Source organism: Phaeobacter sp. CAU 1743 (assembly GCF_039839315.1).
In the GTDB taxonomy this organism is placed as follows: domain Bacteria; phylum Pseudomonadota; class Alphaproteobacteria; order Rhodobacterales; family Rhodobacteraceae; genus Phycobacter; species Phycobacter gallaeciensis_A.
The window spans coordinates 35,063-60,740 of sequence record NZ_JBDOQR010000017.1 but is presented as its reverse complement, the minus strand read 5'-3'; the positions used below and the strand labels follow the sequence as shown (position 1 = coordinate 60,740).

The window sequence follows — 25,678 nt, the reverse complement described above, 5'->3', positions numbered from 1 at the left end:
GGTTTACCTCAGAATGGCAGGATGGCGTCCAGGACCTGTTGGCCGTAACGCGGTTGCTGCATGTCGGTGATCTGGCCGCGACCGCCGTAGGACACGCGGGCCGACGCGATCTTGTCGTAGGTGATCTCGTTCTGGCGGCTGATATCCTGCGGCCGTACATAGCCGGACACTAGAAGTTCGCGCATTTCGAAGTTCACTCGCAACTCCTGCGAGCCGCTGATCGCCAAAACTCCGTTTGGCAGTACGTCAACCACGGTGGCTGCCACCCGCAACTCGAGTTTTTCGCTGCGTTTCACCGATCCCTTGCCTGCGGCCGAGCTGGAGCTGCCAAGTTCCACCGCGTTCGAGGCGCTGGCTCCATCCGGAAGGTGACGATCCAGGCGCTGAGGCAGACCCAGAAGCTGCGGCAGTGCCATGCTTTCCGAGCCGGAGCGGGAGCGCGCGGTGTCATTCTTGATCTCTGCCGTTTCATCAATCTCGATGACCACGGTCATGATGTCGCCCTTCTTGATGGCGCGGCGGTCGCCCAGCAGGGACTGTTGCGAACCGCTCCACAAAGAGGCGCTATCGACAGCGCGCCGCGGTTGGCTGTCCTGCGGCAGGCCCTGCCAGAGCATCGCGACATGTTCGGAGGATTCATTGGCCGGCGAAAACGACGGTGGCTTGCCAAGGTGATCAGCCCGCCCACAAGCGCCGAGAATGATCAGCCCTGCCAGGGCGGCTTTGGAAGTGAATGCTGTGTGTTTCATTTTCGTACCTCGACGGATCCGTCGGCTGCTATGCGTCCGGTTACAGTGGTGCGTGATGCCAGATTCATCACGCGGATCAGTTCGCCCTCGGCGCCGCGTCCAAGCGCGCGCCCTTCGGCGGAAATGGAAAGCCCACCCTGAACGAAGGTCAGAATCACCATGTCGTTGCGCTCGACGATGGCCGGGGGGCCAACATCGCCGGGCCGCAAGGGGCGCCCCGGATAAAGCGCAACGCGGGCTTCCTGACCGATCACCTCTTCGGGGTCGGACAGGGCACCCAGAACCTCACCGGGTTTGAGCGCCAGATCCGATGCCGTCAGAATTTCCTTGGGGCGTACCGTGCGAACCGGGACCAGGATATCGGCCCAGGCGGTCTGCGCGATCAGCGTCACAAGGAGGGCGAGCTTGAGTTTCATCAGCGGACCTGTGTGGTTGCGCCCATCATCTGGTCGACTGCCGAGATGACCTTGGCGTTCATTTCATAGCCGCGCTGTGCTTCGATCAGTTCGGTGACTTCGCGCACCGCATCGACCGAGCTGGCCTCCAGATAGCCTTGGCGCAGGGTGCCAAGACCGTCTTCACCCGCGGTGGCGACCAGAGGTGCGCCGGAAGCTTCGGTCTCGGTGAACAGGTTGCTGCCGATCGCCTCCAGCCCCTTGGGGTTGGAGAAACCCGCGAGGGTCAGCTGGCCCAGGATCTGACCTTCAGCAGTTTCGTCGAAATAGGCGTAAACTTCACCCTCGGCGTTGATCGAAATGCTGCGCGCATCATCCGGAATGGTGATTTCGGGAGAAACCGTGTAGCCGTCAGAGGTGACGATCAGCCCTTCGCCAGATTGTTTCAGAGAACCATCGCGGGTGTATGCGGTCTGACCAGAGGGCAGGGTGACTTCCAGGTAACCTTTGCCGTCGATCGCCACATCCAGGTCATTGTTAGTTTCTTGCAGCGGCCCCTGCGATAGGTGAACCGAGATGGCCGCGGGGCGCACACCAAGGCCGACCTGAACACCGGTAGGCAGAATGGTCCCGTCCGAGGCATTCACGGTGCCCGCCCGCGACACCTGCTGATAGTGCAGGTCGGCGAACTCCGCCCGCCGCGCGTTGTAGGCGGTGGTGTTCATGTTCGCGAGGTTGTTCGAAATGGTTTCGACACGCAGCTGCTGCGCGCTCATACCGGTGGCCGCGATTTTAAGGGCACGCATGGTGTTTCTCCTACTTGATCAGGTTCTTGATGGCGGCGCGGATGCGCTCGTCTTCGGTTGTCAGAAAGCTTTGGCCCATTTCATAGGCCCGTTGGATTTCGATCATGCGCGACACCTGTTGAATGGCATTCACGTTCGATCCTTCGAGAAACCCTTGCAGGACCCGGCCTTCAAGCGCGGGTTCGATGTCGCCATCGACGCGGAACATCACCCCATCCTCGCGGGACATGGTGTGCATCTCGACCGGTTTGAACAGGCCGATCTGCCCCAGCGGCTGACCATTGGCACTGAGCGTGCCGTCAGAGCCGACCTGGAAGGAGTCGGCATCCGTCGGCACAAACAATGGCGCCCCGCCTGCGTCCATCACCCGGTGGCCATCCATGGTTACCAGATCGCCCTGGGCAGTGGACGAAAACGCGCCAGAGCGGGTCAATCGCTGGCCTTGCGGGGTCTCGACCATGAAGAACGCATCGCCTTCGATCGCAAAATCGAAGGTGCCGTTGGTCTTGGTCAGCTGGCCTTGCTCCATCGAGGTGTTGTGAATATTCGCGCGTGCCATCGACATGGATTGCTGCCCCGGCGCCGATTGCACGTATTCCGAAAAAATCAGCCCTTCGGAGCGATAGCCCGTGGTTGCGGAGTTGGCGATATTGTTCGCCACCACCCGCATTTCACGCATCAGACCGGTTTGACGGGACAGTGTTGCATAACCTGCGGTTTCCATCATGAACCTCCAGAAATCAGGGGAATCACATGGCCGTTGAAAAACGCCACGAGTGTTTGAGTCATGAAGCCCATAGTCATCCAGAAAACGACGACGATCGCGGCCAGTTTAGGGACGAAGGTCAGCGTCATTTCCTGAACCGATGTCAGAGCCTGGAACAGGCCGATCGCCAGACCGACAACCAGTGCCACGATCAGAATCGGCGTCGACATCATGACGGCAGCCCATAAGGCTTGCCGCAAAGTGTCGTAGAATACGCCCTCAGTCATCATGGCTTAGACCGGCATCCGCAGGATTTCCTGGTAGGCCTCGACCACCTTGTTGCGGACGGTCACTGCGGTTTCCACTGCCAGTTCCGTCTGTGCCAACGCCTGCACCAGCGCATGGGGGTCACCGCTGCCGGTCATAGCCTGCACCGACACCTGCTCACCTTGCTGCAGCGTGTTGGTAAAGTTTTCAAAGCTCGCCTTGGCCCGTTCACCCGGAGTGGCGCCGGTGAATTCCGGATCTGCCTGCGTTGCAGGGCGGGCGGCAGCATAGCCGGTTGCGGCGGAAAGGGTACGAATATCCATTCTGGATCTCCTGGTTCAAGGGGGAATTTACTTTCTCAACAGGTCCATCAGAGACGCCGACATTTGCCGGGTCTGGTCGAACATCTTGAGGTTTGCTTCGTAGCTGCGCTGGGCCTCTCGGGCGTCTGCGATCTCGATCATCAGGTCCACGTTGGAGCCCTTGTAGTGGCCGCTGGCATCAGCCAGCGGGTGCGAGGGATCATAGACCTCCTCCAGATCGCTGCGGTCCAGCGACACGCGGCCCACCTTGACGCTTTCGACGTCGGTGTTGATGTCGCGTACGGCCTGGAACGGTACCGTCTTGCGGCGGTAACCTGGGGTGTCGGCGTTGGAGATGTTCTCTGATACGTGGCGCAGACGCTTGGCCTGGGCCTGAAGGCCGCTGGCAGTTACGCTTAGGGATTTGGCAAATTCGCTCATGGATCAGCCCTCGGTCTAGCTGGTGCGGATGCTGGTGCGCAGGACGTTCATCGACGACTTGTAGATCGCCAGTGCCCGATCATGCTGGCGCTTCGTGTCGACCCCTTTCAGGATCTCTGTCTCGATCGAGACAGAGTTGTCGTTGGGATCGCTGCCATCTACCGATTCCGTCACCGCCCAATCCATTCCGACACCAGAGGTGCCATTCAGATGTGATCCGCGGCTGGCGATCATGTCGCCGGGCCGGGAGTTTGCAGCATAGACTTCCTTAAAGGGTTTGATGTCCTTGGCGTGGTAGCCAGGGGTGTCCGCATTCGCGACGTTCTGCGACACCAAGGCCTGGCGCTTACCCGCATGGGTCGCCATGGCATATGCGATTTTGAAAACGTTCAGTTCCGTAAACACCGGGGCTTCTCCCTCGATCAATTTCAATCAAGGCTTAACCCCGATTCCTTTAGAAATTGTTGCAGGAAACAATTGGAGGCCAGGACAATGATTGCTGAGCTGAAAGCCATGACCGAAGAAATCGCCAGCAAACGGCTGTCGACGCCGGTCGGACGTGTGATTGGTATTGTCGGCGGTGAGATCGAAATTTCAGGCCTGCAGAACATCGCCCGCATCGGGGATCGGCTGGTGTTGCGGCGCGGTCCAAATGACGAACTTCATGGCGAAGTTCTAAAGATTGAATCAAGCAAAATCAGTATGTTGTCGGACAAAACCCCGGATCGTGTGGCGATCGGGGATGCGGTGCTGCTCTATCCTGCGCCGCAATTTGCACCAAGTGACAACTGGATCGGCCGGGTTATAGATCCGTTCGGAGAGCCGCTTGATGGGCGGCCATTGCTGCGCGGGTCACAAGCACGTGACCTGATGACGCCGCCACCAAAAGCCGCCGGGCGCCGCCATATGGGAGAGCGTCTGGATACGGGATTGTCGGTGTTCAATACGATTCTCCCGATCGTGCGCGGTCAGCGGATCGGTCTTTTTGCGGGGTCGGGTGTTGGTAAGTCGACGCTTCTGGCAAAATTGGCACAGCATATGGAGGCCGATGTGGTCGTCATGGCGCTGATCGGGGAGCGTGGACGCGAAGTAAATCACTTTGTTGAGCAGGTTCTGGGGCCGGAAGGCATGCGCCGCGCGGTTGTCGTTGCCGCGACATCGGATCAATCACCGCTGGTACGGCGGCGCTGTGCCTGGGCGGCGATGACGATTGCGGAACATTTCCGTGACCAGGGCAAGAACGTCCTGCTGCTGGCCGACTCGGTCACGCGTTTTGCCGAAGCCCACCGCGAAATCTCGGCGGCTTCGGGCGAAGCGCCTGCCCTGCGTGGCTTCCCACCCTCGGTCACGCCGCTGATCACGGGCATGTGCGAACGTGCAGGGCCGGGCACCGGGGATCAGGGTGATATTACCGCGGTCTTCAGTGTTCTGGTTGCCGGCTCCGATATGGATGAGCCGATCGCTGACATTCTGCGCGGGGTGCTGGACGGGCATATCGTTCTCAACCGGGAAATCGCCGAACGCGGCCGCTTCCCGGCGATCGATGTGTCGCGGTCTGTGTCACGAAGTTTGCCAGCCGCGGCGACCAAGGAAGAGAACGACCTGATTCTCGACGTGCGGAAATATCTCGGCTCTTATGAACAGTCCGAGGTGATGATCCGCGCTGGTCTTTATTCAGAAGGGACCGATCCGGTTCTTGATACGGCGGTGAAACTCTGGCCCGAGTTGGACGGTTTCTTTGGCCGCGACGAGCCCAATGACGTCAAAAGCAGTTTTGATCGTCTGAAACTGTTGCTGCGCCGTGCCACCGCAGGCCGCTGATGGGGGAGACGATATCCGATTACCGTGTCTCAAGACGCCTGCGGCAACTGGGGCGGAAAATAGGAAAGGCGCCTGTCGATCAATATCGACAGGCGCCTTTTGCATAGGGCGATCGCGGGGTACGCGATTTATTGCTGCATGAGGAGCATCAATGCTGTCGAGGCGCTGGATTGGGAGGCCTGGAAATCAGCAAGTTGTGCCTGGGCAAGGTAACGGATTGTCAGCTCTTCGAACTTTTTCGGATCGGAATAGACGCTGAGATCATCGGTACCGAGAAATGTCTGTGCGCGGTCCTTTAGAATGCCAACTTGCTGGTCGATATCCAGCTGCCCGAAGCTTTGCGGCAAATTGAGCGTTGTTTGGAACATTTCCTGAAGGGCAGGTTGACCGATCACATTGAACCACTTCGTGTCGATTGAGGTCGGCTCGCCATCCTCTTTCAGGTCGGTTGCGATATTTACCAGCTCGCGTTGCGCGAAGAGCGCAATACGCATGGCGTTGTCCTGTTCTCCGACCGCCGCTTCAAACGATTGAGTCTGGTTAGAAAACACGATGTTCTGCATATCCTCTGCAGAGCCGGTTTTGGGGGTGTCGCCGGGGCCGAAACCGAATGCTTCGGTAAAGCTGACCCAACGGTCGTCACCCAATTTGTTCGCCAATGCATCACTCGCTGAAGATCCCTCCTCCAGGACCTTCTGCGCGAGGGCCTTATTTGGAAGTTGATCGTCCAGGCCGAAGGCCCCCAAAGCGATTCCCAGCAAGCGACTGTCCTTGACCAGATCGCCTGCTGTTTCGACTTTTCCGATATTCTCGAGAAAATAGTCGCTCTCCCGCTTCAGCAGGGCATCATTCGAAAAGACTTCGAATTGCTTGTCGTAGGTCGATTGCAGGAACTTCCAACCCACAATGCCATCGGAGGGGATGATTGGCTGATAGAGTATCATGACGGGCGAATGGCCATGAGCCGTTCTTCGCGTGGCAGCAGGGTCCGCAGTGCTTTCAGGCAGCGATAGTGATTGTCACTCAGCAGCGAATCCGTCGCTTCGGCCAGCACAGCCCTGCTATCAGGGTCCGTGAAGACCTGGCTTAGTTCTTCGATGCGGCGCAGCATCGGCAGGCGGTCTTCTTCGGGATCCATGTCACCGGTCAGGATCAATTGTGCTGCGTAGCAGACGCGGCGGACGGGGGTGTTTGCCTCATCGGGCCGGATCGCGTCGCGCAGGCGCAGGATGTTTGCGTCCGGCGTTACAATCGAAAGGCGGCTGCGACGATCCCCGTTTTCAATGACAGCGCCGTTCACAAGAACGCGCTCTTTCGGGGCAAGTTTCAGAACAAGTCCACTCATGATTTAGGATGCTCCACTACGAAGGCCACGCATGATGGCCGTATTGATTTCTACCAGGGGGCCGACTCCCGCTTTGCGAGAAAGTATCTGGCTCGTGTATTGATTTGTGAATGCCGCAAGATAGACGATCTGTTCTTTCAGATCTTCGGAAAGCGCATTGTGCGAACTGGCGGCATCTGTTTGGAAAATCTGCCAAAGCTTCCGGTTGTCATGGACAGCTTCGGCAAGCGCTGGAAAACCTTTTTTTCCTTCTTTGGACGCGCTGATCATACGGTGCGTAATCCGGGCGATTGCCTCGAATTCCAAATCCTTCGGTGTGCGAGTCGGGGCTTTTGCCGACCCGTAGGCGCGCTTCGCATTCAGAAGAGCATTCACGAGTTTTCCTAACGTACTGTTTCTTCAGGTTCTCTGAGAATAAGGGACCGGGGCGCGCCAGGCGCGCCCCGGATCAGGCCGTTTAACGGAACAGCTGCTGCAGGGCCTGCGGCGCCGAGTTGGCAATCGACAGAGCCTGAACACCCAACTGCTGCTGGGTTTGCAAAGCTTTCAGGCGTGCGGATGCCTCTTCCATATCGGTGTCGACAAGGGCGCCGATGCCAGCCTTCATGGAGTTGGACAGCTTGGTTACAAACTGCTGCTGGTCTTCGATACGCGAAGCGGCGGCACCCAGTTCTGCGGCGGAGTCCACCACGGTCTGGATGTGAGCTTCGATGGCGGCCAGAGAGGTTTGGGCGGCAGACGCGTCGGAGACATCAATGTCGGCCGACAGGTCGAGGTTGCTGGCGAAGTCCTGGGCCGCAACGGTGATGTTCGAAGCGGTGACGCCAGAGCCACCTGCATTACGGTCTACCGAGGACAGAACCGTCAGTTCGCTGTTGGTGCCGTCAACAGTGGCATCCTTCAGCAGGTTGGTGCCGTTGAACTGCGACGCGTTGATGATCTGTGTCACCTGGCTTGTCAGCTGAGTGATCTCATCGGCGATCTTGGAGTGGTCCACGTTTTCACCGGTCGCCGTAACAACCTTTTCACGGATGTCGTTCAGAATGTCCGCGATTTCCTCTGCGCCAGCCAGAGCCACGTCAACAGTGCCTTCGCCAAGTGCAAGGGAGTCGGAGACAGCGTTGAGGCTGGACACGTCCGCTTCCATGACTTTGGAGATTGCCCAGACCGCCGAGTTGTCTTTGGCGGAACCGACAGTTTTACCGGTCGAGATCTGGTTCTGCGCATCAGTCAGGTTCATGTTGATGCTCTGAAGAGTCTGCAGAGCAACCATTGCGCCGTTGTTTGTCAGAATGCTGGTCATAGCTTTTAGTCCTTTAACGTTGTGAGACCTATTTTGTCTCGATTTTCCCAGCCCCGAAGGGCGTCTCTGACGTCTTTCTGACTGTGCGTTCAACCGTCCGGCTTTCGCGCCACCCCGTTTCCCGAGGTGCAAGAGGACATTGCCGCGATATTTGCTAAGGGAGTGCTAATACGGAGATTTCGATTCCGTAGAATTTTCCCTAAATTGCATCGGCTTACGCGCGTCTTTCCAGCTTCTGGTCAGCCCGTGTCCCAAAGCTGGTTCTGCGACCTGCGCTGTCATACACCTCCAGACCCTTGCGAACGCGGCGCAATTCAGCCATTCGCGCCGCGACCGAGCGGATGCCTTCCATGGCGCTTTCCAGAAGGTCCTGGTTGCGCGTGACCTTGTTCTGGACGTACGCAAGGGTCTGGCGTTCGAGATCGGAAAAACTGTTGAGCGCTTCGATCGCCTGCTCTTTGCGGGCAAGGATGGCTTCCATCTTCTTCAGATCCCCCTCTAGGAGGGCGGCGCGCTCCTCGTCTAGGATGCGGTCCAGTTCATCGATGAATGTCTGGGGGTTGCGGTCAGTCATTTTGGGACTCCTTCAGTGCGTGATAAAGTGATTCGGCCAGCCCGATGCCACCGGACTTTGCGATCTGTTCGGCTTGGGCGCGGACCAGAAAGCTGGAAAACTGTTCTTCTCCAGCACCGCCGCCGCCAAGTCCTTCGCGTGATTCTCCAAGACCTGCCGATTTCAACATTTCCGCCAGAAATGAAGCTTCTAGCTCGAGCGCGGCCTTGCGCAGAGGGTCATCTTGCGGGGGCTGTTGCACGGGCTGGGGCTTGGCCTGCGGCAGGGCCTGTGACAGGGGGGGTATGGTTGCATTCGGCATTTTGGCCTCGGTCTGACAGAAACTACGAATTGCTTCGATTTTTCTGAGACTGCGACATAACCGGTTAAAATTGCCGTAACCGCTTTGAGGTAGAAGGGGGTATCGAGATAGAACGTCTGGAAACCCATGCATACCACATCACTCATAGGTCAGGCCCTTGGCGGAGCCACAGGCAGCAAGACCTCCCCAGCGCAGGATGCTCCGAAAAAGACTCAGGATCGTTCGTTCGCAGATCATGTAAATGACGCAGCCTCCAAGCAGGAGGCGGTAAAGTCCCAAACATCTGAAATAATTGACAGCGGCGAAGCGGATCAAGCTGCTGCAGATGTGGATGGTGCGCCCGCCAAATCAGAGGATGCGACAACCGATAAAGTCGGCAACTCGGAAAGCGAATCGTATAGGGATGGTGATCAAGCACCGAGCGAAGAGGCTATTGTTGCAGGTAATGTGGCCGTAGATACGGGTAAGCGCTCGGCCAAGGACCCGGATCTGCTTGAAGACGCGCGCGTCGGCCAGTCGCCACGCGCAGTGCCGGAGCAGGCGGGTACAGAAGCCGCAAAGTCTGCGGAACAGGTTACTGCAAAAGAGGGTGAGGCAACCATTCCGAAAGCTGGGGTGAACGTGGAACATCCGTCTGCAGGTCAAAAGGACAAGCAGACGATTGAAACGCAGGCTCCGGCGCGCGTTGCTCAGCTAGATGGTAAAGCCGATACTGGGGCCGCGCGTGGTGGAGAGGCGAAGGTGGGCGATCAGTCCGCCATGACTAAAGCTATCGGGTCGGTCGAGGGAGCTGGCAAGCGCTCTGTCGGAACGCAGGCCGGATTCGTGGAACAAGCTGCCGCGAGGGTCAGTCAGGAGAAATCTGGCGCAGTTGTCCCATCTGCCAATCAGGCAGAGGCGAAAGCATCGTTGAAAGCAGAAGAAAAGGCGGCTGACGCCCGGATGGCTGCAGCAGACAAGGCGACGCCCGCTGCCGCCGCCGCCGCGAGCAAGACATCTTCCGCCGACAGCCTGCCGAAGTCTGTGTTCCAGATGCAGGTCGAAAACGCAGAAGCCGGGGATTCCCGCAAGGCGCGCTATCGCACCCGCAATGGTGATGCGCAGGCCGCTGCCGAAGTGGCCAAGGCATCCACTGCCGCTGCGGGTGTCCAGACAAACGCGGCCACTGCAGTCAACGCAACCACCAATTCCGCCATTGCAATGATGCAGGCGTTGCAGGCAGACACCATGAAACTGTCGCAGGCGCCGGGGCTGCTGGGGGATTCATCTGGTAGCGGGTTGAGCATGACAGCAGATCTTCCGGGATTGCCGCAGCTTCTGACCGAAGCGGTGTTCCAGCCCGGAATCACGCACCGCCCAGAAACCCCGCGTATGATCGCTTCGCAAATGGCCGAAGCATTCGTGGCGAAAGGCGACCGGAACGTGGATGTCTCACTGAACCCCGAAGAGCTGGGCAAGGTGAAGATGCGCGTTGCGACCAGTGAAAACGGCATCACCATGATCATCCAGACAGAACGCCCGGAAACCGGCGATCTGATGCGTCGGCATATCAATGAGTTGGCCGAGGAATTCCGCCGCATGGGGTTCCAGGACATCTCGTTCGAATTCAGCAGCGGTGATTCCGCGGGCGGTCAGGCGCAGCAGGGACTGGGCGATGGCACCGGTGCCGGGACCGGACATGGCGCCTCGACCGGGGCCACCGATATGAGCGCGACCGATGAGGTCGCTGAAACACAGATACAGAACCTCCGGATGGGCACCACCGGCGTTGATATGAGAGTTTGAACCATGACAGATGCTGTAAGCGCGGCCAGTGCCGCTACAACGACCCAGGCCAGCGCCGCGAAAGCCACGCGTCCTACCGGACTGGCTTCGGACTTTGAAACCTTCCTGAAAATGCTGACCGCCCAGGCGCGTTATCAGGATCCGCTGGAACCGCTCGATTCGACAGAATATGCATCGCAGCTGGCGCAGTTCTCGATGGTGGAACAGCAGGTTCAGGGCAATGATCTGCTGCTGGCCATGCAGAATCAGCTGGGCCTGTCCAATATGGCGGCGATGTCCGGCTGGGTGGGTATGGAGGCCCGGGTTGCGGCGCCGGGTTATTTTGACGGATCCTCTCCGGTGGTTGTGGCTCCGAATCCGGCGGCTGCTGCGGATCAGGTGACAATGGTCGTCACCGATGCTGATGGGACCGAAGTCGCCCGTATCAACCTGCCTGTTTCGGCGGAGCCCTATTCCTGGGATGGTACCGATCAGGAGGGCAATACGCTCGAACCCGGCAGCTATGCCTTCACCATCGAAAGCAGCCGGGACGGCGATGTTCTGCTGACGGATCTAGCCGAGGTTTATACCAAGGTGACGGAAACCCAGATGCAGGGCGGCGATGTGGTCTTGATCACCGAAGGCGGCTCGGCGATCTTGGCCTCCACTGTGACGGGGCTTCGCGACGCTCCGGCCGAGACCTGACAATAGGGCAGGGACCGCCGGAACATCGGGGGGCATCGTCCCCTGATACCCTCGCATTTCGCCGGGGGATGAAGACTGGAGTGGACCCTGTCAGCCAAATCGCCTGAATTTCACAGCAGATTTTTTGCGTATCTGAACGCCTCGGGATTTGAGGCGCGCGCCCCCCGGATCCTGACCGGGGGGCGTTCGAATCATGTCTGGCGCATGGGCGATTTGGTGGTGAAATTGTTCGAGCCGGGACGAAAAAATCCGCTGTTTGCCAATGATCCCTTGCGGGAAATTGCAGCGCTTTCGGCCTTGTCCGGGACCGGAATGGTGCCGCATCTGGTCACTTCTGGTCATTTCGAGGGGCGCCATTGGTTGGCCTATTCCCATATTGAGGGCGCTCCCTGGCAGCGCGGTGCTGCCGAAGTGGCCCGGCTGCTTGGCCGGTTGCATGATCAGCCGGTTTTCGCAGGCGTTCCCGCTGGCGTGAATGGCAGCGCGATGCTGGCGGCGCAGACCGAAAGCATCCTGTCCCAAACCCAAGGTGGCGCGGATTTGCGCGCGATGCGTCCCTCAGGACAGGTGCCGCCCGCCTCCGGCACCAGCCTGATCCATGGTGATCCGGTGCCGGGCAATCTGGTGGCGCATGACGGAACACTGACCCTGATCGACTGGCAATGCCCGCAGAAAGGCGACCCGGCCGAGGATCTGGCACTTTTTCTGTCGCCCGCAATGCAATTCCTGTACCGCGGCAAAGTCTTGAGCCGCGCGGAGGATGCCGCGTTTCTTGCGGCCTATCCGGATCGGCTGGTCGCCGAGCGTACAGAGGCCCTGAAGCCCTGGTTCCATTGGCGCATGGCAGCCTATTGTCTGTGGAAAGCGGAGCAAGGCGGGGCACAGGACCGGGCCGCAATGCAGCTGGAGATCGCCGCGCTTCAGTCCATCATCCCCAGCACCGCATAGGCGGGCGGCATCACCACCCGGCGGGCGCGGCCAAAGGGGAATTTCCCCATGCTCTGAACAACGGGTGAATAGGGCAGATCAGGCTGCTTTCCCTGCACCAGATCGGCCAGCAACCGACCGGAATAGCTGCCCATGGCAACCCCATTGCCATGATAACACAGGCCCGCGAACATCCCTTTTTCACCGGGAACCGGCCCGACAAAGGGAACCAGATTGCGCGCCATCGAGACCATGCCAGACCAGAAATGCGTGCCTTCCACTGCGCGCCATTCGGGGAACATGGTGTCAAAATGCTGGCGCAGCGCGCGGCGAATCGCTGCTTCGGAACGCGGCGAGGCAAAAAGCCCACCTCGCATGCCAAACAGGAAGCGCCGGTCCGGCATCAGCCGGAAATAATGCAGCAGGTTGCGGGTATCAAAGGCCATCTGATCGCTGAACCAACCCTGCGCCTGAAGCTCCTCATCGCTGAGTGGGCGGGTCACCATCACTGTGGATTGCGCCGGGATATAGCGGCCTGACAGCCAGTCCGGAAGCCCGTCCCAGGAATAGCCGTTCGTGGCCACGATCACCTGATCGGCGTGCAAAGTACCGTCTGGTGTTGTCAGGATATGCCCGCCGCTTGATGCGCGGCTGAGTCCGGTGACCGGGCTGTTCTGAAACAGGCGGGCCCCGGCAGATTGCGCGGCGCGGGCGATGCCGAACAGGTATTTGCGGGGATTGAGACCGAATCCCACCGGGGTTGTCAGGGCGCCAAAAAAGCCGCCGTTCATTCCGTTCGCGGCCAGTTCATGCTGTTCCAGCAGCTGCGGTGAGCCGCCCGCAGCGGCAATCTCATCGGCCTGTCGGCGCAGCGCCTTCATGGCGCGCGGGCTGTGGGCCATCTGGGTTTCGCCATCCGAGTGGGTATCGGCATCGATCTGGTGACGATCCAGCAGCTGGTGCACCAGATCGACGGCAGCGACCTCTCCGGCATCATAGACGTCGGTGGCCTCGGCGCCGAATTTGCGTCGCATGGCAGCGCCCGACAGCTTGGCACCGCCGATACAGCAAAAACCGCCGTTGCGCCCGGAGGCACCCCAACCGGGCGTTTCGGCCTCAAGCAGGGCGACCTTTGCGCCGGCCTCTGCCAGATGCAGGGCGGCGGACATGCCGGTGAAACCGCCGCCGATTATTGCGACATCGGCTGTCACCTCACCGGACAACCTGGGCCAGTCGGGGGCAGCGATGGTTTCATCCCACCAGCAGCCGTCCCGCGGGCCCGGGCCATAGGCGTAGTCAGAGAAGATCCGCCGCATCAGGTCCGCGCCGCCGCCTGCTCGTCCCGTTTCTGCCGCACCATCTGGTGTTTCGTCACCAACGAAGCCGAAATCACGCCGATGGTGACAATGGCAATCATGATGGTCGACAGCGCGTTGATCTCTGGGGAGACCCCAAGGCGCACTGCCGAAAAGATCTTGATCGGCAGGGTGGTGGCTGCTGGTCCCGAGGTGAAAGAGGCAATGACCAGATCATCGAGCGACAGGGTAAAGGCGAGGAGCCAGCCCGAGATCACCGCAGGTGCGATGATGGGCAGGGTCACCAGACGGAATGCCTCGGCCGGGGAACAGCCCAAATCCAGCGCGGCTTCTTCCAGCGACCGGTCGAATGTCACCAATCGCGAGGAGACCACCACCGAGACGTAGCACATGGAGAAGGTGGTATGCGCCAGAACGATGGTCAGAATCCCCCGGTCCAGCCCAATGCCGATGAAAAGCAGGAGCAGCGACAGACCGGTGATCACCTCGGGCATCACGAGGGGTGCGTAGATCATCCCGGAAAACAGGGTGCGGCCAAAGAACCGGCCGCCGCGCACCATCACATAGGCGGCCATGGTGCCAAGGACCGTCGCGATGGTCGAGGAGAAGACCGCGACCTTGATGGTGACCCAGGCGGCGTTGAGAAAGGCCTCGTTCTGCATCAGCTCGCCGTACCATTTGGTCGAAAAGCCCGCCCAGACGGTGACCAGCTTGCTTTCATTGAAGCTGAAGATCACCAGAATCACCATCGGCACATAAAGAAAGGCAAAGCCAAGCGTCAGCGAAACGGTATTGAACCAGCTCATCCTGTTCATTGTTCGGCCTCCTGCTGTTTCTGCTGGTTGCGCTGGAACAGCACGATGGGAACGATCAAGAGGAGCAGCAGCACTACCGCCACGACCGAGGCAACCGGCCAGTCACGGTTCGAGAAGAACTCCTCCCACAGAACCTTGCCGATCATCAGCGTGTCCGATCCGCCCAAGAGCGATGGAATTACGAACTCGCCCAAGGTGGGGATGAAGACGAGGAAACAGCCCGCGATAATGCCGGGTTTCGACAGCGGGATGGTCACCAGCCAGAAAGCGGAGAGACGCGAACAGCCCAGATCCTCGGCCGCTTCGATCAGCGATTCATCCATCCGTTCCAGCGCGGAATAGATCGGCAGGATCATGAAGGGCAGGTAGGTATAGACCACGCCGATATAGACGGCGGTATTGGTGTTGAGGATGGTCAGCGGCTCGTTGATGATCCCCAGCCACAACAGCAACTGGTTGAGGAACCCTTCGTTCGACAGGATGCCCATCCAGGCGTAGACGCGGATCAGGAAGCTGGTCCAGAACGGCAGGATCACCAGCATCATCAGCGTCGCGCGCCATTCGGACGGCGCCCGCGCCATGCCGTAGGCGATCGGATAACCCGCCAGCAGCGTCAGCACAGTCGAGAAGAAGGCGATCTGCAGCGAGCTGAGATAAGCTTTCCAGTATAGATCGTCCTGCGTCAGCCAGACAAAGTTTTCAAAGTCCAGCTCGGACAGGAAGGTCCAGATGCCCGTCGCCCAGTCGAATTGCGGCATATAGGGCGGGCGCGCCAGCGCCACATCCGAAAGCGAGATTTTCAGGACGATGGCAAAAGGCACCAGAAACAGCGCAAAGAGCCACAGGTAGGGGACAATGATCAGGGCAAAGCGGCGCATCAGTTCGCCAGCAGGACGCCTGCCGTGGCGGTCCAGGACAGCCAGACAGTGTCTTCCCATGTAAAGGCCCGGCGCGAGATGCGGCGGGTATTGGCGGCCTGCGCCTTGATCACCGCGCCAGAGGGCAGTTCAACGTGATAGGTCGAGATATTGCCGAGATAGGCAATGTCGAGGATCTTGCCCTGCACCGCGTTGTCGGCGCCTTCGGGGCGGTCTGCCGTGATGGTGACCTTTTCCGGGCGGATGGCCAGATGTGCGGTCTGCCCGTCCGAGAACGTGTTGGGGGTTTTGACCGTCAGCGGTTCCTGCCCTTCTTTCCAGTTCAGGGCATAGCTGTCTTCGCCGGTGGGCGTGACGGTGCCGTCGATGATGTTCACATCACCGATGAAATCGGCGACGTAAACGGAATTGGGGGTCTCGTAGATGCGATCCGGGGTGGCGACCTGCATGATCTTGCCGTTGTCCATCACCGCAACGCGGCTGGCGACGGTCATCGCCTCTTCCTGGTCGTGGGTGACGATGACAAAGGTGGTGCCAGTCTTCTCCTGAATGTCCATCAGCTCGAACTGGGTGTCCTGGCGCAGCTTCTTGTCGAGCGCACCAAGGGGTTCATCCAACAGCAACAGTTTTGGCGCCTTGGCCAGTGACCGCGCCAGCGCCACCCGCTGCCGTTGTCCACCCGAGATCTGGTGCGGTTTGCGGCGGGCGAATTTTTCCAGCCGGGTCAGGCGCAGCATGTTCTCCACCCGCTCGGCGATGTCGTCCTTGGGCATGCCTTCGCGTTTGAGCCCGAAGGCGATATTGTCCCAGATGCTGAGATGCGGGAACAGCGCGTAGGACTGGAACATCATGTTCACCGCGCGCTTGTTCGGCGGCACCGGGGCGATATCCTGACCGGCGAGATAGATCTTACCTTCGGTCGCGGTTTCAAACCCGGCGAGCATCCGCATCAGCGTGGTCTTGCCGCAGCCCGAGGGGCCAAGAAGCGCGAAGAACTCCCGCTCGTATATACCGATTGTCAGATCGTCGATTGCGGTGAACTCACCAAAGCGTTTGGTGACATTTTGGAACTCGATCAGAGGCTTGGCCTCGGGGTCGTTCCAGGGTTCAAAAACGGGAAGTGTCAATCCGGCCCCCTGCGCGGTCCAGGTCCAAAGCGGCACTGGCCCCTTTGGAAGGTGTATTGGCATAGCCCGGCAGGGCACAGGGTGCGCCCTGCCGGATCAGGCGATATCGGATCAGGTGCCCGACTTGATCTTGGTCCACAGACGGGTCACGACGCGCTGCACCTTGGGGGCATAGGGCGTGGTGGTGAACAGGTTGGCCAGGGTGGCTTCATCCGGGTAGATCGCCGGATCGCCGATCACGTCCTCAACCAGGAATTCCTGCGATGCCTTGTTGCCGTTGGCGTAGTAGACGTAGTTTGATGCCGCCGCCATGTTCTGCGGGTCCATGATGTAGTTCAGGAACACATGCGCCGCATCCGGGTTCGGGGCGTCGACCGGAATGGCCATCTGGTCGAACCACATCTGGGCGCCTTCGACGGCCGCGTGATAGGCGATTTCGACGCCATTGTCGGCTTCGGCGGCGCGGTCGCGGGCCTGCAGCACGTCACCGGACCAGCCCACTGCCACGCAGATGTCACCATTCGCCAGCGCGTTGATGTATTCGGAGGAATGGAATTTCTGGATATAGGGGCGCACCGCCATGAAGACGCCTTCGGCCTTGGCGATCACGTCCGGGTCATGGCTGTCGGGATCTTCGCCGATGTATTTCAGCGCAGCGGGGATCATTTCTGCCGGGGCATCCAGGAAATGCACGCCGCATTCGGCCAGTTTTTCCATGTTGTCGGGGTTGAAGACCAGCTCAAGCGAGTTGATCGGGGCATCCTCGCCCAGCAGTTCCTTGACCTTGCCGACGTTCACACCGATGCCGGTGGTGCCCCACATGTAGTTGATGGAATAGGCGTTTTCCGGGTCGTATTGCTCGGTGCGGTTTTCGACCACATCCCACATGTTCTTGTGGTTGGGCAGCTTGGACATGTCCAGTTTCTGGAAAGAGCCTGCCATGATCTGGCGCTGCAGGAAGGTGCCGCTGGGCACCACCACGTCATAGCCCGACCCGCCGGCCAGCATTTTGGTTTCCAGAAGTTCGTTGCTGTCGAATACATCGTAGATCAGATCGATTCCGGTCTCTGCCTCGAACTTTTCCAGAAGGGCTTCGTCGATGTAGTCGGACCAGTTATAAACGCGCACCTCTTCCGCGATGGCGGCCGTGCTGCTAAGGGCAACGACGGCGGTCAGTGTCATCGTCTTGAGTGTCATGAGTATCTCCCTGTGCCTGCCGGTTTCATTGCCCGGCTGGGGTGGATTTGATCAAGTTTTGCCTCGTGGGGCAATACTGTTTATGTTTTCACCAGGTGGTTCTTGGTGCAAGCTGCCCAAAAACTAGGAGGATACCCCAAGGTGACAGAGATCACATCTTCGGCCCAGAATGCAGAAGACGGCGCGGCGAAAACGCCGGCCCATGAGGCCGTGTATCAAAAGCTGCGCGCGCAGATCCTGTTCGGTGAACTGGCGCCGGGGCAGGCGGTAACGATCCAAGGGCTGACCGCGGCTTTGGGGGTTGGAATGACACCGGTCCGCGAGGCGATCCGCCGACTTATCTCGGATGGGGCGCTGGTGTTTCAGGGTAACCGGCGTGTTTCCGTTCCCTTGCTGCGGACATCGGATGTCAAAGAGCTTATTTTTGCAAGAAAAACAATTGAGTGTGAGCTTGTCAGGCTCGCAACAACACAGGTTTCGGACGCCGATATCGCTGAGCTGGAGCGCATCGACACGGCGCTGGATCAGGCGATTTCCGCAGGCGATGTGCCGGGGTATCTGGCGCAGAACTACAGTTTCCACACCGCATTATACAGTCGCGCCGCCGCTCCGATCCTGACCGATCTTGCGGATCGCCTATGGCTGCGCTTTGGCCCGTCCCTGCGGGTGGTCTGTGGCCGCTTTGGCACCCAGAGTTTTCCGGACCGTCACAAGGACATCCTTGAGGCCTTGCGTCGCAGGGATCCCGAAATGGCTGCTTTGGCGATGGAGCGGGACGTTTGTCAGGGCATGGATCAGGTCAGCATGGGGTTGGATCCGGACAACTGATTCGATTGACACCGTGAAATTTGATCATATTCTGGGGCCAATCTCTTATTTTTGGAGCGACTCCCATGAATGCGATCACCAACCACATGCCGACGGCCGAATTGCAGGCCCTGGACGCCGCGCACCACATGCATCCCTTCACCGCCAATGGTGAACTGGCGGAAAAAGGCGCCCGGATCATCACCCGCGCGAGCGGCGTCACGCTGACCGATAGTGAAGGCAACGAGATCCTCGACGCGATGGCGGGCCTGTGGTGCGTCAACATCGGCTATGGCCGTGACGAGCTGGCCGATGTCGCCGCCCGTCAGATGCGTGAGCTGCCTTATTACAATACCTTCTTCCAGACCTCGCATGTGCCGGTCATCGCTCTGGCCAACAAGATTGCGGAACTGGCGCCCGGTGATCTGAACCATGTATTCTTTGCCGGGTCGGGATCTGAGGCGAATGACACCAACATCCGCATGGTGCGTCACTACTGGGCGCTGAAAGGCAAACCGACTAAATCCATCATCATCAGCCGCAAGAACGCCTATCACGGCTCTTCGGTTGGCAGCGGCAGCCTGGGCGGGATGTCGGCGATGCATGAACAGGGCGGCCTGCCGATCCCGGATATCCACCATATCAACCAACCGCATTGGTGGGCCGAGGGTGGTGACACCTCCCCCGAAGAGTTCGGCCTGCAGCGCGCGCAGGAACTGGAAGAGGCGATTCTGGAACTGGGCGAAGACCGCGTTGCAGCCTTTATCGCCGAACCAGTTCAGGGTGCGGGCGGCGTTATTGTGCCGCCGGAAACCTACTGGCCGGAAATTCAGCGCATCTGCGATAAATACGAGATCCTGCTGATCGCGGATGAGGTGATCTGTGGCTTTGGCCGCACCGGCAACTGGTTCGGCAGCCAGACCATGGGCATCCGCCCGGACATCATGACCATCGCCAAGGGGCTTAGCTCGGGCTACGCGCCGATCGGTGGCTCGGTGGTGTCGGATGAGGTCGCCGCCGTGATCGCGAGCGACGAATTCAATCACGGCTATACCTATTCCGGGCACCCGGTGTCCTCGGCGGTGGCGCTGGAAAACCTGCGCATTCTCGAAGAGGAAAACGTGGTTGGTCACGTGCAGGATGTGGCTGCGCCCTATCTGAAAGAGAAGTGGGAGGCGCTGATTGATCACCCGCTGGTGGGTGAGGCCAAGATCGTTGGCATGATGGGCTCAATCGCACTGACACCGAACAAAGAAGCGCGGGCTGCCTTTGCTGCACCTGCCGGAACGGTGGGTTATATCTGCCGCGAACGGTGCTTTGCCAATAATTTGATCATGCGCCATGTGGGCGACCGGATGATCATCTCTCCTCCGCTGGTCATGACCCCGGCCGAGATCGATACCCTGATCGAACGAGCCCGCCTGTCGTTGGACGAATGCTATGCCGCACTGAAAGAGCAAGACCTGCTGCACAGCGCCTGAACTTAAGCGCAAACACCGAATTTCGGCAGGAAAGCGGTGTTTGGTATGCATTATTTGCCTGAAAAACAGGCCCTGCGCCGGAATCAAAGGATCTTCCCGGCGCAGGGCCTTTTCTTGCACATTTTCGTGAAAGGGAGCCCGTGGCAGAGGATTCTCCTGTATGATCATTTAAAATATGCCGCAAATTCTGCTTTTGCGGTCGCAATCGGTCCGATCCGCTGAAAGCTAGTCCCTAAGCTAGTTTCAAGCACTGAAAGGACGATCCGGTTGCATCCACCATGGTGGGTATGTTTACATCAGTGCAACGAGTGCAGACCAAACTGCCAAATTAACACGGGGAGCCTGTTTTGGCTGATGCGTCAAACAGTGATGCGTTCGTTGAATTCGAACGTGTCCAAAAGAGTTATGATGGCGAAACGCTCGTCGTCAAAGACCTTAACCTGGTGATGCCTAAAGGTGAGTTTCTGACAATGCTTGGGCCGTCTGGCTCTGGCAAGACAACTTGCCTTATGATGCTTGCCGGATTTGAAACCGCCACCCACGGGGATATCCGTCTGGGCGGTGTTTCGATCAACAACATTCCGCCGCACAAGCGTGGCATCGGCATGGTGTTCCAGAACTATGCGCTGTTCCCGCATATGACCATTGCCGAGAACCTCAGCTTTCCGCTGGAAGTCCGCAAGATGGGCAAGTCCGAGCGTGAAGAGAAGGTCAAGCGCGCGCTGGACATGGTGGAAATGGGCGCCTTTGGCGGCCGCCGCCCTGCGCAGCTTTCGGGTGGTCAGCAGCAGCGGGTCGCTCTGGCACGCGCGCTCGTGTTCGAACCCGAACTGGTTCTGATGGACGAACCGCTGGGCGCGCTGGACAAACAGCTGCGCGAAAAGATGCAGTTCGAGATCACCGATCTTGCCCACCGTCTGGGCATTACCGTGGTCTATGTGACCCACGACCAGACCGAAGCGCTGACCATGTCGGACCGCGTTGCTGTGTTCGACGATGGCCGTATTCAGCAGCTGGCGCCGCCGGATCAGCTTTATGAAGAGCCGGAAAACAGCTTCGTCGCGCAGTTCATCGGTGAGAACAACACCCTTGAAGGCACCGTGAAAGAGATCAACAACGGTCTTGCTCTGGTGCAGCTGGATGGTGGTGAATTGATCGACTGTAAGCCGATCAACGTGTCCCAGCCCGGCGAGCGCACCCGCGTCTCCATCCGCCCCGAGCGGGTCGAATACAACAAGGAACGCCTGCAGGAAGGCGCCCACACCCTGAAGGCCGAAGTGCTGGAGTTCATCTACATGGGTGACATCTTCCGTACCCGTCTGCGGGTGGCGGGAAATGACGAATTCATTATCAAGACACGGAACGCACCGGACCAGGTTCGCCTGAAGCCGGGCCAGCAGATTGAAATCGGCTGGCTGCCCGAAGACTGCCGCGCGCTGGACGCCTGACGACGGCGCGCGCTTTGAAACCCCTGGCGGCCAAGTGACCGGGGGATCACAGTTAAATTCAAGATCAACAAGGAGAGAGTGTTTATGAAACTCACCAAACTGACAGCCCTTGCCGCCACGACGGCGCTCTGCGCGCCTATGGCGTTCGCAGAAATGGCAGACGAGATGACCATCGTGTCCTGGGGTGGCGCATATTCGAACTCCCAGCTGAAGGCCTATCACGAGCCCTATGCTGAAAAGACTGGCGTCAAGATCATCAACGACGAAAGCTCGGCCGAAGCGGTTGCGAAGCTGCGCGCGATGAACGAAGCGGGCAACGTGACCTGGGACGTGGTTGACGTGGTTGCTGCGGACGCGATGCGTCTTTGCGACGAAGGTCTGGCGATGGAAATCGACGCGGATGAGCAACTGGCCGCCGCGCCCGATGGCACCCCGGCCTCCGAAGACTTCGGCGAACTGCTGGTGTCCGACTGCTTCATCCCGCAGATCGTTTACTCGACCACCTTCGGCTACCGCACTGACATGGTAGGCGATACGCCTCCGGATGACATCTGCGACGTCTTCGACCTGGAAGCCTATCCGGGCAAGCGCGCGCTGGAGAAGCGTCCGATCAACAACATGGAATGGGCTCTGCTCTGCGACGGCGTTGCAAAGGACGAAGTCTATGACGTGCTGGAGACCGAAGAAGGTCAAGAACAGGCTCTGGCCAAGCTCGACACCATCAAAGACAGCGTGATTTGGTGGTCTGCCGGCGCCGACACTCCGCAGCTGCTGGCTGACGGCGAAGTCGTGATGGGCTCCACCTACAACGGTCGTCTGTTCTCGGTCATCGAAGAGCAGAAGCAGCCCGTCGCCATGATGTGGGACGCGCAGGTGTTCGACCTGGACGGCTGGATCATTCCGGCAGGCCTGTCCGACGAGCGTAAAGCACGCGCGCTGGACTACATCATGTTCGCAACCGACACCCAGCGTCTGGCGGACCAGGCCAAGTACATCTCCTACGGTCCGGCCCGTGCGTCCTCCGCTCCGCTGGTTGGCAAGCACGCCGAACTGGGCATCGACATGGCGCCGCACATGCCGACCGATCCGGCAAACGCAAAGAACACGTTCCTCTACAACTACGAGTTCTGGGCTGACTACCGCGACGACATCGACGCCAAATTCCAGGCGTGGCTGGCTAAGTAAGCCGGTCTGACGATCCAGCCAGAGAGCGCCCGCCGCTCTCTGGCACCCACTCTTCGTATCAGGTCGCATCTGAACGGCCGGAAGAGCAAAACCCGCGGGCGATACAGCGGGCAAAACACAGGGATAGATATGAGCGACACCACCCAATCCGGCCCGGTTCTGGCGGCTGACGGCACGCCATTGAAGCGCAGCCTGGCCCGCGCCCTGAGAATGCAAAAGCTGCGTGCGCTGATGCTTATCGCACCGCTTCTGCTCTTCATCCTTCTGACCTTCATTCTCCCGATCGGCGACATGCTGTTCCGCTCGGTCGAGAACCGGATCGTTTCGGACACGCTTCCCAAGACCGTGGTTACATTGGCCGACTGGGACGCCAAAAGCGGCGAAGCGCCCGGAGAGGCGGTATATGAAGAGCTTTATTACGATCTTTTTGTGGCGGCAGAGGCCAAGGAGCATACCAAGCTCGGCACCCGCCTGAACTATGAACAGACCGGTATTTCGTCCCTGTTCCGCAGCAGCGGTCGCAAGGTTGACGACATCGGTAAGGACCACGTCAAAGCCATCGAACGCGCGGCCGATCGCGCCCTCAAGGATGAGGCGCTCTGGTTCGAAATCATGACCGGTGGCAGCGGCGCGGCGGGTAATTCTGATCTGCTGACCGCGCAACGCGAAAAGATGCGCAACCTCACGGATGAGGCTTTCCCGGGCGATATTGGCTTTGTTCCCGGTGCCGAGATTTCCGAACTCTTCCCGCGCATGGCAACCGCCTATACCGACTTTGCGTTGTTCACCGCGATCATCGATGAGGATGTCGTGGCTGAGGAAGATCCCTGGGAAAGCGTTTTCGTGGCCTTTGCCACCGAAGTGCAGGCCCCCGGTGGTGCTGAAAAACTGGCCAGCTACAGCGGCCCCGGCGCGGCTGAATTGCAGGCCGCGGGCGCAGCACTGGCCGATCTGGAGCCGATTTCCTTCAAGGCAGCCTTCCTCGACATCGACGAAGATTGGGGCGATGTCGACAATTGGCGCACCGTCCAGACCTACAGCCCGAAATACACCAGCGGTTATTTCCTGAACTCCATCGACATGCAGAAAGGCCCGGATGGCGCCGAAGCGCGTCCCGAGAACCAGCAGATCTATATCACGCTGCTCAAGCGTACGATGTTCATGTCGCTGGTAATCACCGGTTCCTGTATCCTCCTGGGCTACCCGGTGGCCTGGATCCTGGCGAACCTGCCGACACGCTCGGCCAACCTGCTGATGATCCTTGTGCTTCTGCCCTTCTGGACCTCGCTTCTGGTGCGGACATCGGCCTGGAAGGTGATGCTGCAGCAACAGGGCGTTATCAACGATGTACTGGTCTGGCTGGGGCTTGTAGCGGATGATGCACGGCTGGTGATGATCAACAACCAGTTCGGCACCATCGTGGCGATGACCCACATCCTGCTGCCCTTCATGATCCTGCCGATGTATTCGGTGATGCAGACGATCAACCCGTCCTACCTGCGCGCGGCCAAATCGCTTGGCGCGACCAACTGGACCGCGTTCTGGCGGGTCTATTTCCCGCAGTCGGTGCCCGGTATCGGCGCGGGGTCGATCCTCGTCTTCATTCTGGCCATCGGCTACTACATCACCCCGGAAATCGTCGGCGGCACCAAGGGTGTCTTCATCTCGAACCGGATCGCCTATCACATCTCGTCTTCGCTGAACTGGGGCCTTGCGGCTGCACTTGGCGCGATCCTTCTGGTCGTCGTTCTGGTGCTCTACTGGGCCTATGACAAGATCGTCGGCATCGATAACGTGAAACTGGGATAACCGACATGGCATTGACTCCTGTTACAAATCAAACCCCCGGTTTCACCGCTGCAGTTGCAGCCGGCGCCGGAGCCTTCTTTGGTCTCTTCGTAGGCACCGCTCAGGCCACCGGCCTGATCGGGATCCTGATCGGCGGCGCCATCCTCGGCGTGCTCGGCTTTGTCTTTGCGGGCATGACCGACAAGGAAAAACCGCTGCGCTGGGTGACCTTCGCGCTGTTCCTGGTGCTGGGATTCCTGTTTGGCGGACTACCTGCCGCTGTGGTTGGCGGCTTGTTCGGCTGGTTCGCCGGCTGGTTCATCTTCTGGCTGGCGACCTCGCGCTACCGGGCGCATCTGCCGCCCTATCTGACCCCCGGTCAGGTTCTGTGGCACTATAGCTTCCGGGTGATCTGCGGCGTTATCTTCGTCTTCCTGATCACGCCGATCCTCGTGGTGATGCCGCTCAGCTTCAACGCAGAGAACTTCTTCACCTTTACCCCGGAAATGCTGCGCTTTGATCCGGCTGGCTATTCTCTGAAGCACTACAAGGACTTCTTCAGCAATGATGACTGGCAGCAGGCGCTGTGGAACTCGATCAAGATCGCGCCGATGGCGACGATCCTGTCGGTCAGCTTTGGCACCCTGGCGGCGATTGGTCTCAGCCAGCCGCACGTACCCTTCCGCCGCGCGATCATGGCAATCCTGATCTCTCCGATGATCGTGCCGCTGATCATCTCGGCTGCTGGCATGTATTTCTTCTATAGCCGCATCGGGATGCAGGGCACCTACTTCGGCGTGGTTCTGGCGCACGCGGCGCTGGGGATTCCCTTCGTCATCATCACCGTGACCGCGACGCTGGTCGGCTTTGACCGTTCGCTGACCCGTGCTGCTGCGAACATGGGCGCCGATCCGGTGACCACCTTCTTCCGGGTGCAGATGCCGCTGATCCTGCCCGGTGTGATTTCCGGTGGTCTCTTTGCCTTCATCACCTCCTTTGACGAGGTGGTCGTGGTGCTCTTTGTCGGCTCGGCCGGTCAGAAGACGCTGCCGTGGCAGATGTTCACCGGCCTGCGTGAGCAGATCTCGCCCACCATTCTGGCGGTTGCGACCATCCTTGTGGGGATTTCGATCTGCCTGCTGACGGTGCTGGAACTGCTGCGTCGCCGCTCCGAACGTCTGCGCGGCATGAGCCCAGGCTGATACGCCACAGAACGCTGATAGAAAGAAG

The 25,678-nt window shown here is 59.4% G+C and carries 29 protein-coding genes; 10 read left to right on the top strand and 19 right to left on the bottom strand.

The features are described 5' to 3' along the window. Window positions 1–8: 8 nt before the first annotated feature. Genes flgH through AAFO90_RS09015 form a run of 8 tightly spaced genes read right to left on the bottom strand, consistent with a single transcriptional unit; the run spans window position 9 to window position 4,071 of the window. A complete protein-coding gene (gene flgH, locus AAFO90_RS09050) occupies window positions 9–749 on the bottom strand; it encodes a flagellar basal body L-ring protein FlgH (RefSeq protein WP_065272134.1) in 741 nt (246 codons plus the stop codon). Next, on the bottom strand, window positions 746–1,165 hold the full coding sequence (gene flgA, locus AAFO90_RS09045) for a flagellar basal body P-ring formation chaperone FlgA (protein WP_065272135.1): 420 nt from the start codon (window positions 1,163–1,165) through the stop codon (window positions 746–748). The genes flgH and flgA overlap by 4 nt, the downstream gene beginning before the upstream one ends. Next, entirely contained in the window at window positions 1,165–1,950 is a 786-nt protein-coding gene (gene flgG, locus AAFO90_RS09040) for a flagellar basal-body rod protein FlgG (protein ID WP_347509195.1), read from the bottom strand. Before flgG ends, flgA begins: the two co-directional genes overlap by 1 nt. 10 nt (window positions 1,951–1,960) lie before the next feature. Beyond that, window positions 1,961–2,674 (bottom strand): flagellar hook-basal body complex protein, encoded by a 714-nt coding sequence (locus tag AAFO90_RS09035; RefSeq protein ID WP_347509194.1) that lies wholly within the window; start codon window positions 2,672–2,674, stop codon window positions 1,961–1,963. After that, window positions 2,674–2,946, bottom strand: coding sequence for a flagellar biosynthetic protein FliQ (locus tag AAFO90_RS09030; protein WP_347509193.1), 273 nt, complete (start codon window positions 2,944–2,946; stop codon window positions 2,674–2,676). Before AAFO90_RS09030 ends, AAFO90_RS09035 begins: the two co-directional genes overlap by 1 nt. Before the next feature lie 3 nt (window positions 2,947–2,949). Further along, window positions 2,950–3,246: a flagellar hook-basal body complex protein FliE gene (gene fliE / locus AAFO90_RS09025; RefSeq protein ID WP_347509192.1), complete on the bottom strand. Its 297-nt coding sequence runs from the start codon at window positions 3,244–3,246 to the stop codon at window positions 2,950–2,952. 27 nt (window positions 3,247–3,273) lie between these two features. Further along, window positions 3,274–3,666, bottom strand: coding sequence for a flagellar basal body rod protein FlgC (gene flgC, locus AAFO90_RS09020; RefSeq protein ID WP_347509191.1), 393 nt, complete (start codon window positions 3,664–3,666; stop codon window positions 3,274–3,276). 15 nt (window positions 3,667–3,681) lie between these two features. Continuing rightward, on the bottom strand, window positions 3,682–4,071 hold the full coding sequence (locus AAFO90_RS09015; RefSeq protein ID WP_347509190.1) for a FlgB family protein: 390 nt from the start codon (window positions 4,069–4,071) through the stop codon (window positions 3,682–3,684). An 87-nt stretch (window positions 4,072–4,158) separates the two neighbouring features. Here AAFO90_RS09015 and AAFO90_RS09010 point away from each other — a divergent pair, with 87 nt between their 5' ends. Beyond that, a complete protein-coding gene (locus AAFO90_RS09010; protein ID WP_347509189.1) occupies window positions 4,159–5,487 on the top strand; it encodes a FliI/YscN family ATPase in 1,329 nt (442 codons plus the stop codon). 128 nt (window positions 5,488–5,615) lie between these two features. Here the strand turns inward: AAFO90_RS09010 and AAFO90_RS09005 are convergent, their stop codons facing one another. From AAFO90_RS09005 to AAFO90_RS08980, 6 genes are all read right to left on the bottom strand, one after another. After that, window positions 5,616–6,431, bottom strand: a complete 816-nt coding sequence (locus AAFO90_RS09005) for a DUF1217 domain-containing protein (protein ID WP_347509188.1) — start codon at window positions 6,429–6,431, stop codon at window positions 5,616–5,618. Beyond that, window positions 6,428–6,832, bottom strand: coding sequence for a flagellar biosynthesis repressor FlbT (gene flbT, locus AAFO90_RS09000; RefSeq protein WP_347509187.1), 405 nt, complete (start codon window positions 6,830–6,832; stop codon window positions 6,428–6,430). The genes AAFO90_RS09005 and flbT overlap by 4 nt, the downstream gene beginning before the upstream one ends. A gap of 3 nt (window positions 6,833–6,835) precedes the next feature. Continuing rightward, the gene (flaF, locus tag AAFO90_RS08995) at window positions 6,836–7,207 is read right to left on the bottom strand and encodes a flagellar biosynthesis regulator FlaF (RefSeq protein ID WP_347509186.1); all 372 of its coding nucleotides are present in this window, start codon (window positions 7,205–7,207) and stop codon (window positions 6,836–6,838) included. An 82-nt stretch (window positions 7,208–7,289) separates the two neighbouring features. Next, window positions 7,290–8,135, bottom strand: coding sequence for a flagellin (locus tag AAFO90_RS08990; RefSeq protein ID WP_347509185.1), 846 nt, complete (start codon window positions 8,133–8,135; stop codon window positions 7,290–7,292). Window positions 8,136–8,349: 214 nt separating this feature from the next. After that, complete coding sequence (locus AAFO90_RS08985) at window positions 8,350–8,709, bottom strand: flagellar biosynthesis protein FlgN (protein WP_347509184.1); 360 nt, start codon at window positions 8,707–8,709, stop codon at window positions 8,350–8,352. Then, window positions 8,702–9,010 carry a rod-binding protein gene (locus tag AAFO90_RS08980; RefSeq protein WP_347509183.1) on the bottom strand — a complete coding sequence of 103 codons (309 nt, stop codon included), beginning with the start codon at window positions 9,008–9,010 and terminating at the stop codon, window positions 8,702–8,704. Before AAFO90_RS08980 ends, AAFO90_RS08985 begins: the two co-directional genes overlap by 8 nt. Before the next feature lie 447 nt (window positions 9,011–9,457). Here AAFO90_RS08980 and AAFO90_RS08975 point away from each other — a divergent pair, with 447 nt between their 5' ends. The 3 genes from AAFO90_RS08975 (at window position 9,458) to AAFO90_RS08965 (ending at window position 12,427) form a co-directional block, all read left to right on the top strand. Beyond that, complete coding sequence (locus tag AAFO90_RS08975) at window positions 9,458–10,795, top strand: flagellar hook-length control protein FliK (RefSeq protein ID WP_347509182.1); 1,338 nt, start codon at window positions 9,458–9,460, stop codon at window positions 10,793–10,795. Window positions 10,796–10,798: 3 nt separating this feature from the next. Beyond that, entirely contained in the window at window positions 10,799–11,479 is a 681-nt protein-coding gene (locus AAFO90_RS08970) for a flagellar hook capping FlgD N-terminal domain-containing protein (protein ID WP_065272154.1), read from the top strand. A 75-nt stretch (window positions 11,480–11,554) separates the two neighbouring features. After that, entirely contained in the window at window positions 11,555–12,427 is an 873-nt protein-coding gene (locus AAFO90_RS08965; protein WP_347509213.1) for an aminoglycoside phosphotransferase family protein, read from the top strand. Here the strand turns inward: AAFO90_RS08965 and AAFO90_RS08960 are convergent. The 5 genes from AAFO90_RS08960 to AAFO90_RS08940 all read right to left on the bottom strand — a co-directional run bounded on the left by AAFO90_RS08960 (window position 12,400) and on the right by AAFO90_RS08940 (window position 17,739). Beyond that, window positions 12,400–13,722 (bottom strand): FAD-dependent oxidoreductase, encoded by a 1,323-nt coding sequence (locus AAFO90_RS08960; RefSeq protein ID WP_347509181.1) that lies wholly within the window; start codon window positions 13,720–13,722, stop codon window positions 12,400–12,402. The genes AAFO90_RS08965 and AAFO90_RS08960 overlap by 28 nt on opposite strands. Continuing rightward, window positions 13,722–14,537, bottom strand: a complete 816-nt coding sequence (locus AAFO90_RS08955) for an ABC transporter permease subunit (RefSeq protein ID WP_274829388.1) — start codon at window positions 14,535–14,537, stop codon at window positions 13,722–13,724. The genes AAFO90_RS08960 and AAFO90_RS08955 overlap by 1 nt, the downstream gene beginning before the upstream one ends. After that, the gene (locus AAFO90_RS08950) at window positions 14,534–15,415 is read right to left on the bottom strand and encodes an ABC transporter permease subunit (RefSeq protein ID WP_347509180.1); all 882 of its coding nucleotides are present in this window, start codon (window positions 15,413–15,415) and stop codon (window positions 14,534–14,536) included. Before AAFO90_RS08950 ends, AAFO90_RS08955 begins: the two co-directional genes overlap by 4 nt. Further along, entirely contained in the window at window positions 15,415–16,542 is a 1,128-nt protein-coding gene (locus AAFO90_RS08945) for an ABC transporter ATP-binding protein (protein WP_274829389.1), read from the bottom strand. Before AAFO90_RS08945 ends, AAFO90_RS08950 begins: the two co-directional genes overlap by 1 nt. 111 nt (window positions 16,543–16,653) lie before the next feature. Beyond that, the gene (locus AAFO90_RS08940) at window positions 16,654–17,739 is read right to left on the bottom strand and encodes a polyamine ABC transporter substrate-binding protein (protein ID WP_347509179.1); all 1,086 of its coding nucleotides are present in this window, start codon (window positions 17,737–17,739) and stop codon (window positions 16,654–16,656) included. A gap of 141 nt (window positions 17,740–17,880) precedes the next feature. Between AAFO90_RS08940 and AAFO90_RS08935 the strand changes: the two genes are divergently transcribed. The 6 genes from AAFO90_RS08935 (at window position 17,881) to AAFO90_RS08910 (ending at window position 25,650) form a co-directional block, all read left to right on the top strand. Next, window positions 17,881–18,567: a GntR family transcriptional regulator gene (locus tag AAFO90_RS08935; RefSeq protein WP_274829391.1), complete on the top strand. Its 687-nt coding sequence runs from the start codon at window positions 17,881–17,883 to the stop codon at window positions 18,565–18,567. A gap of 65 nt (window positions 18,568–18,632) precedes the next feature. Then, window positions 18,633–20,027 carry an aspartate aminotransferase family protein gene (locus AAFO90_RS08930; protein WP_065272160.1) on the top strand — a complete coding sequence of 465 codons (1,395 nt, stop codon included), beginning with the start codon at window positions 18,633–18,635 and terminating at the stop codon, window positions 20,025–20,027. A 347-nt stretch (window positions 20,028–20,374) separates the two neighbouring features. Next, on the top strand, window positions 20,375–21,475 hold the full coding sequence (locus AAFO90_RS08925; protein WP_274829392.1) for an ABC transporter ATP-binding protein: 1,101 nt from the start codon (window positions 20,375–20,377) through the stop codon (window positions 21,473–21,475). 84 nt (window positions 21,476–21,559) lie between these two features. Continuing rightward, the gene (locus AAFO90_RS08920) at window positions 21,560–22,660 is read left to right on the top strand and encodes an extracellular solute-binding protein (RefSeq protein ID WP_065272162.1); all 1,101 of its coding nucleotides are present in this window, start codon (window positions 21,560–21,562) and stop codon (window positions 22,658–22,660) included. Between the two features lie 129 nt (window positions 22,661–22,789). Next, window positions 22,790–24,469: an ABC transporter permease gene (locus AAFO90_RS08915; protein ID WP_347509178.1), complete on the top strand. Its 1,680-nt coding sequence runs from the start codon at window positions 22,790–22,792 to the stop codon at window positions 24,467–24,469. 5 nt (window positions 24,470–24,474) lie between these two features. Further along, entirely contained in the window at window positions 24,475–25,650 is a 1,176-nt protein-coding gene (locus AAFO90_RS08910; protein WP_347509177.1) for an ABC transporter permease, read from the top strand. The last annotated feature ends 28 nt before the right edge of the window (window positions 25,651–25,678 follow it).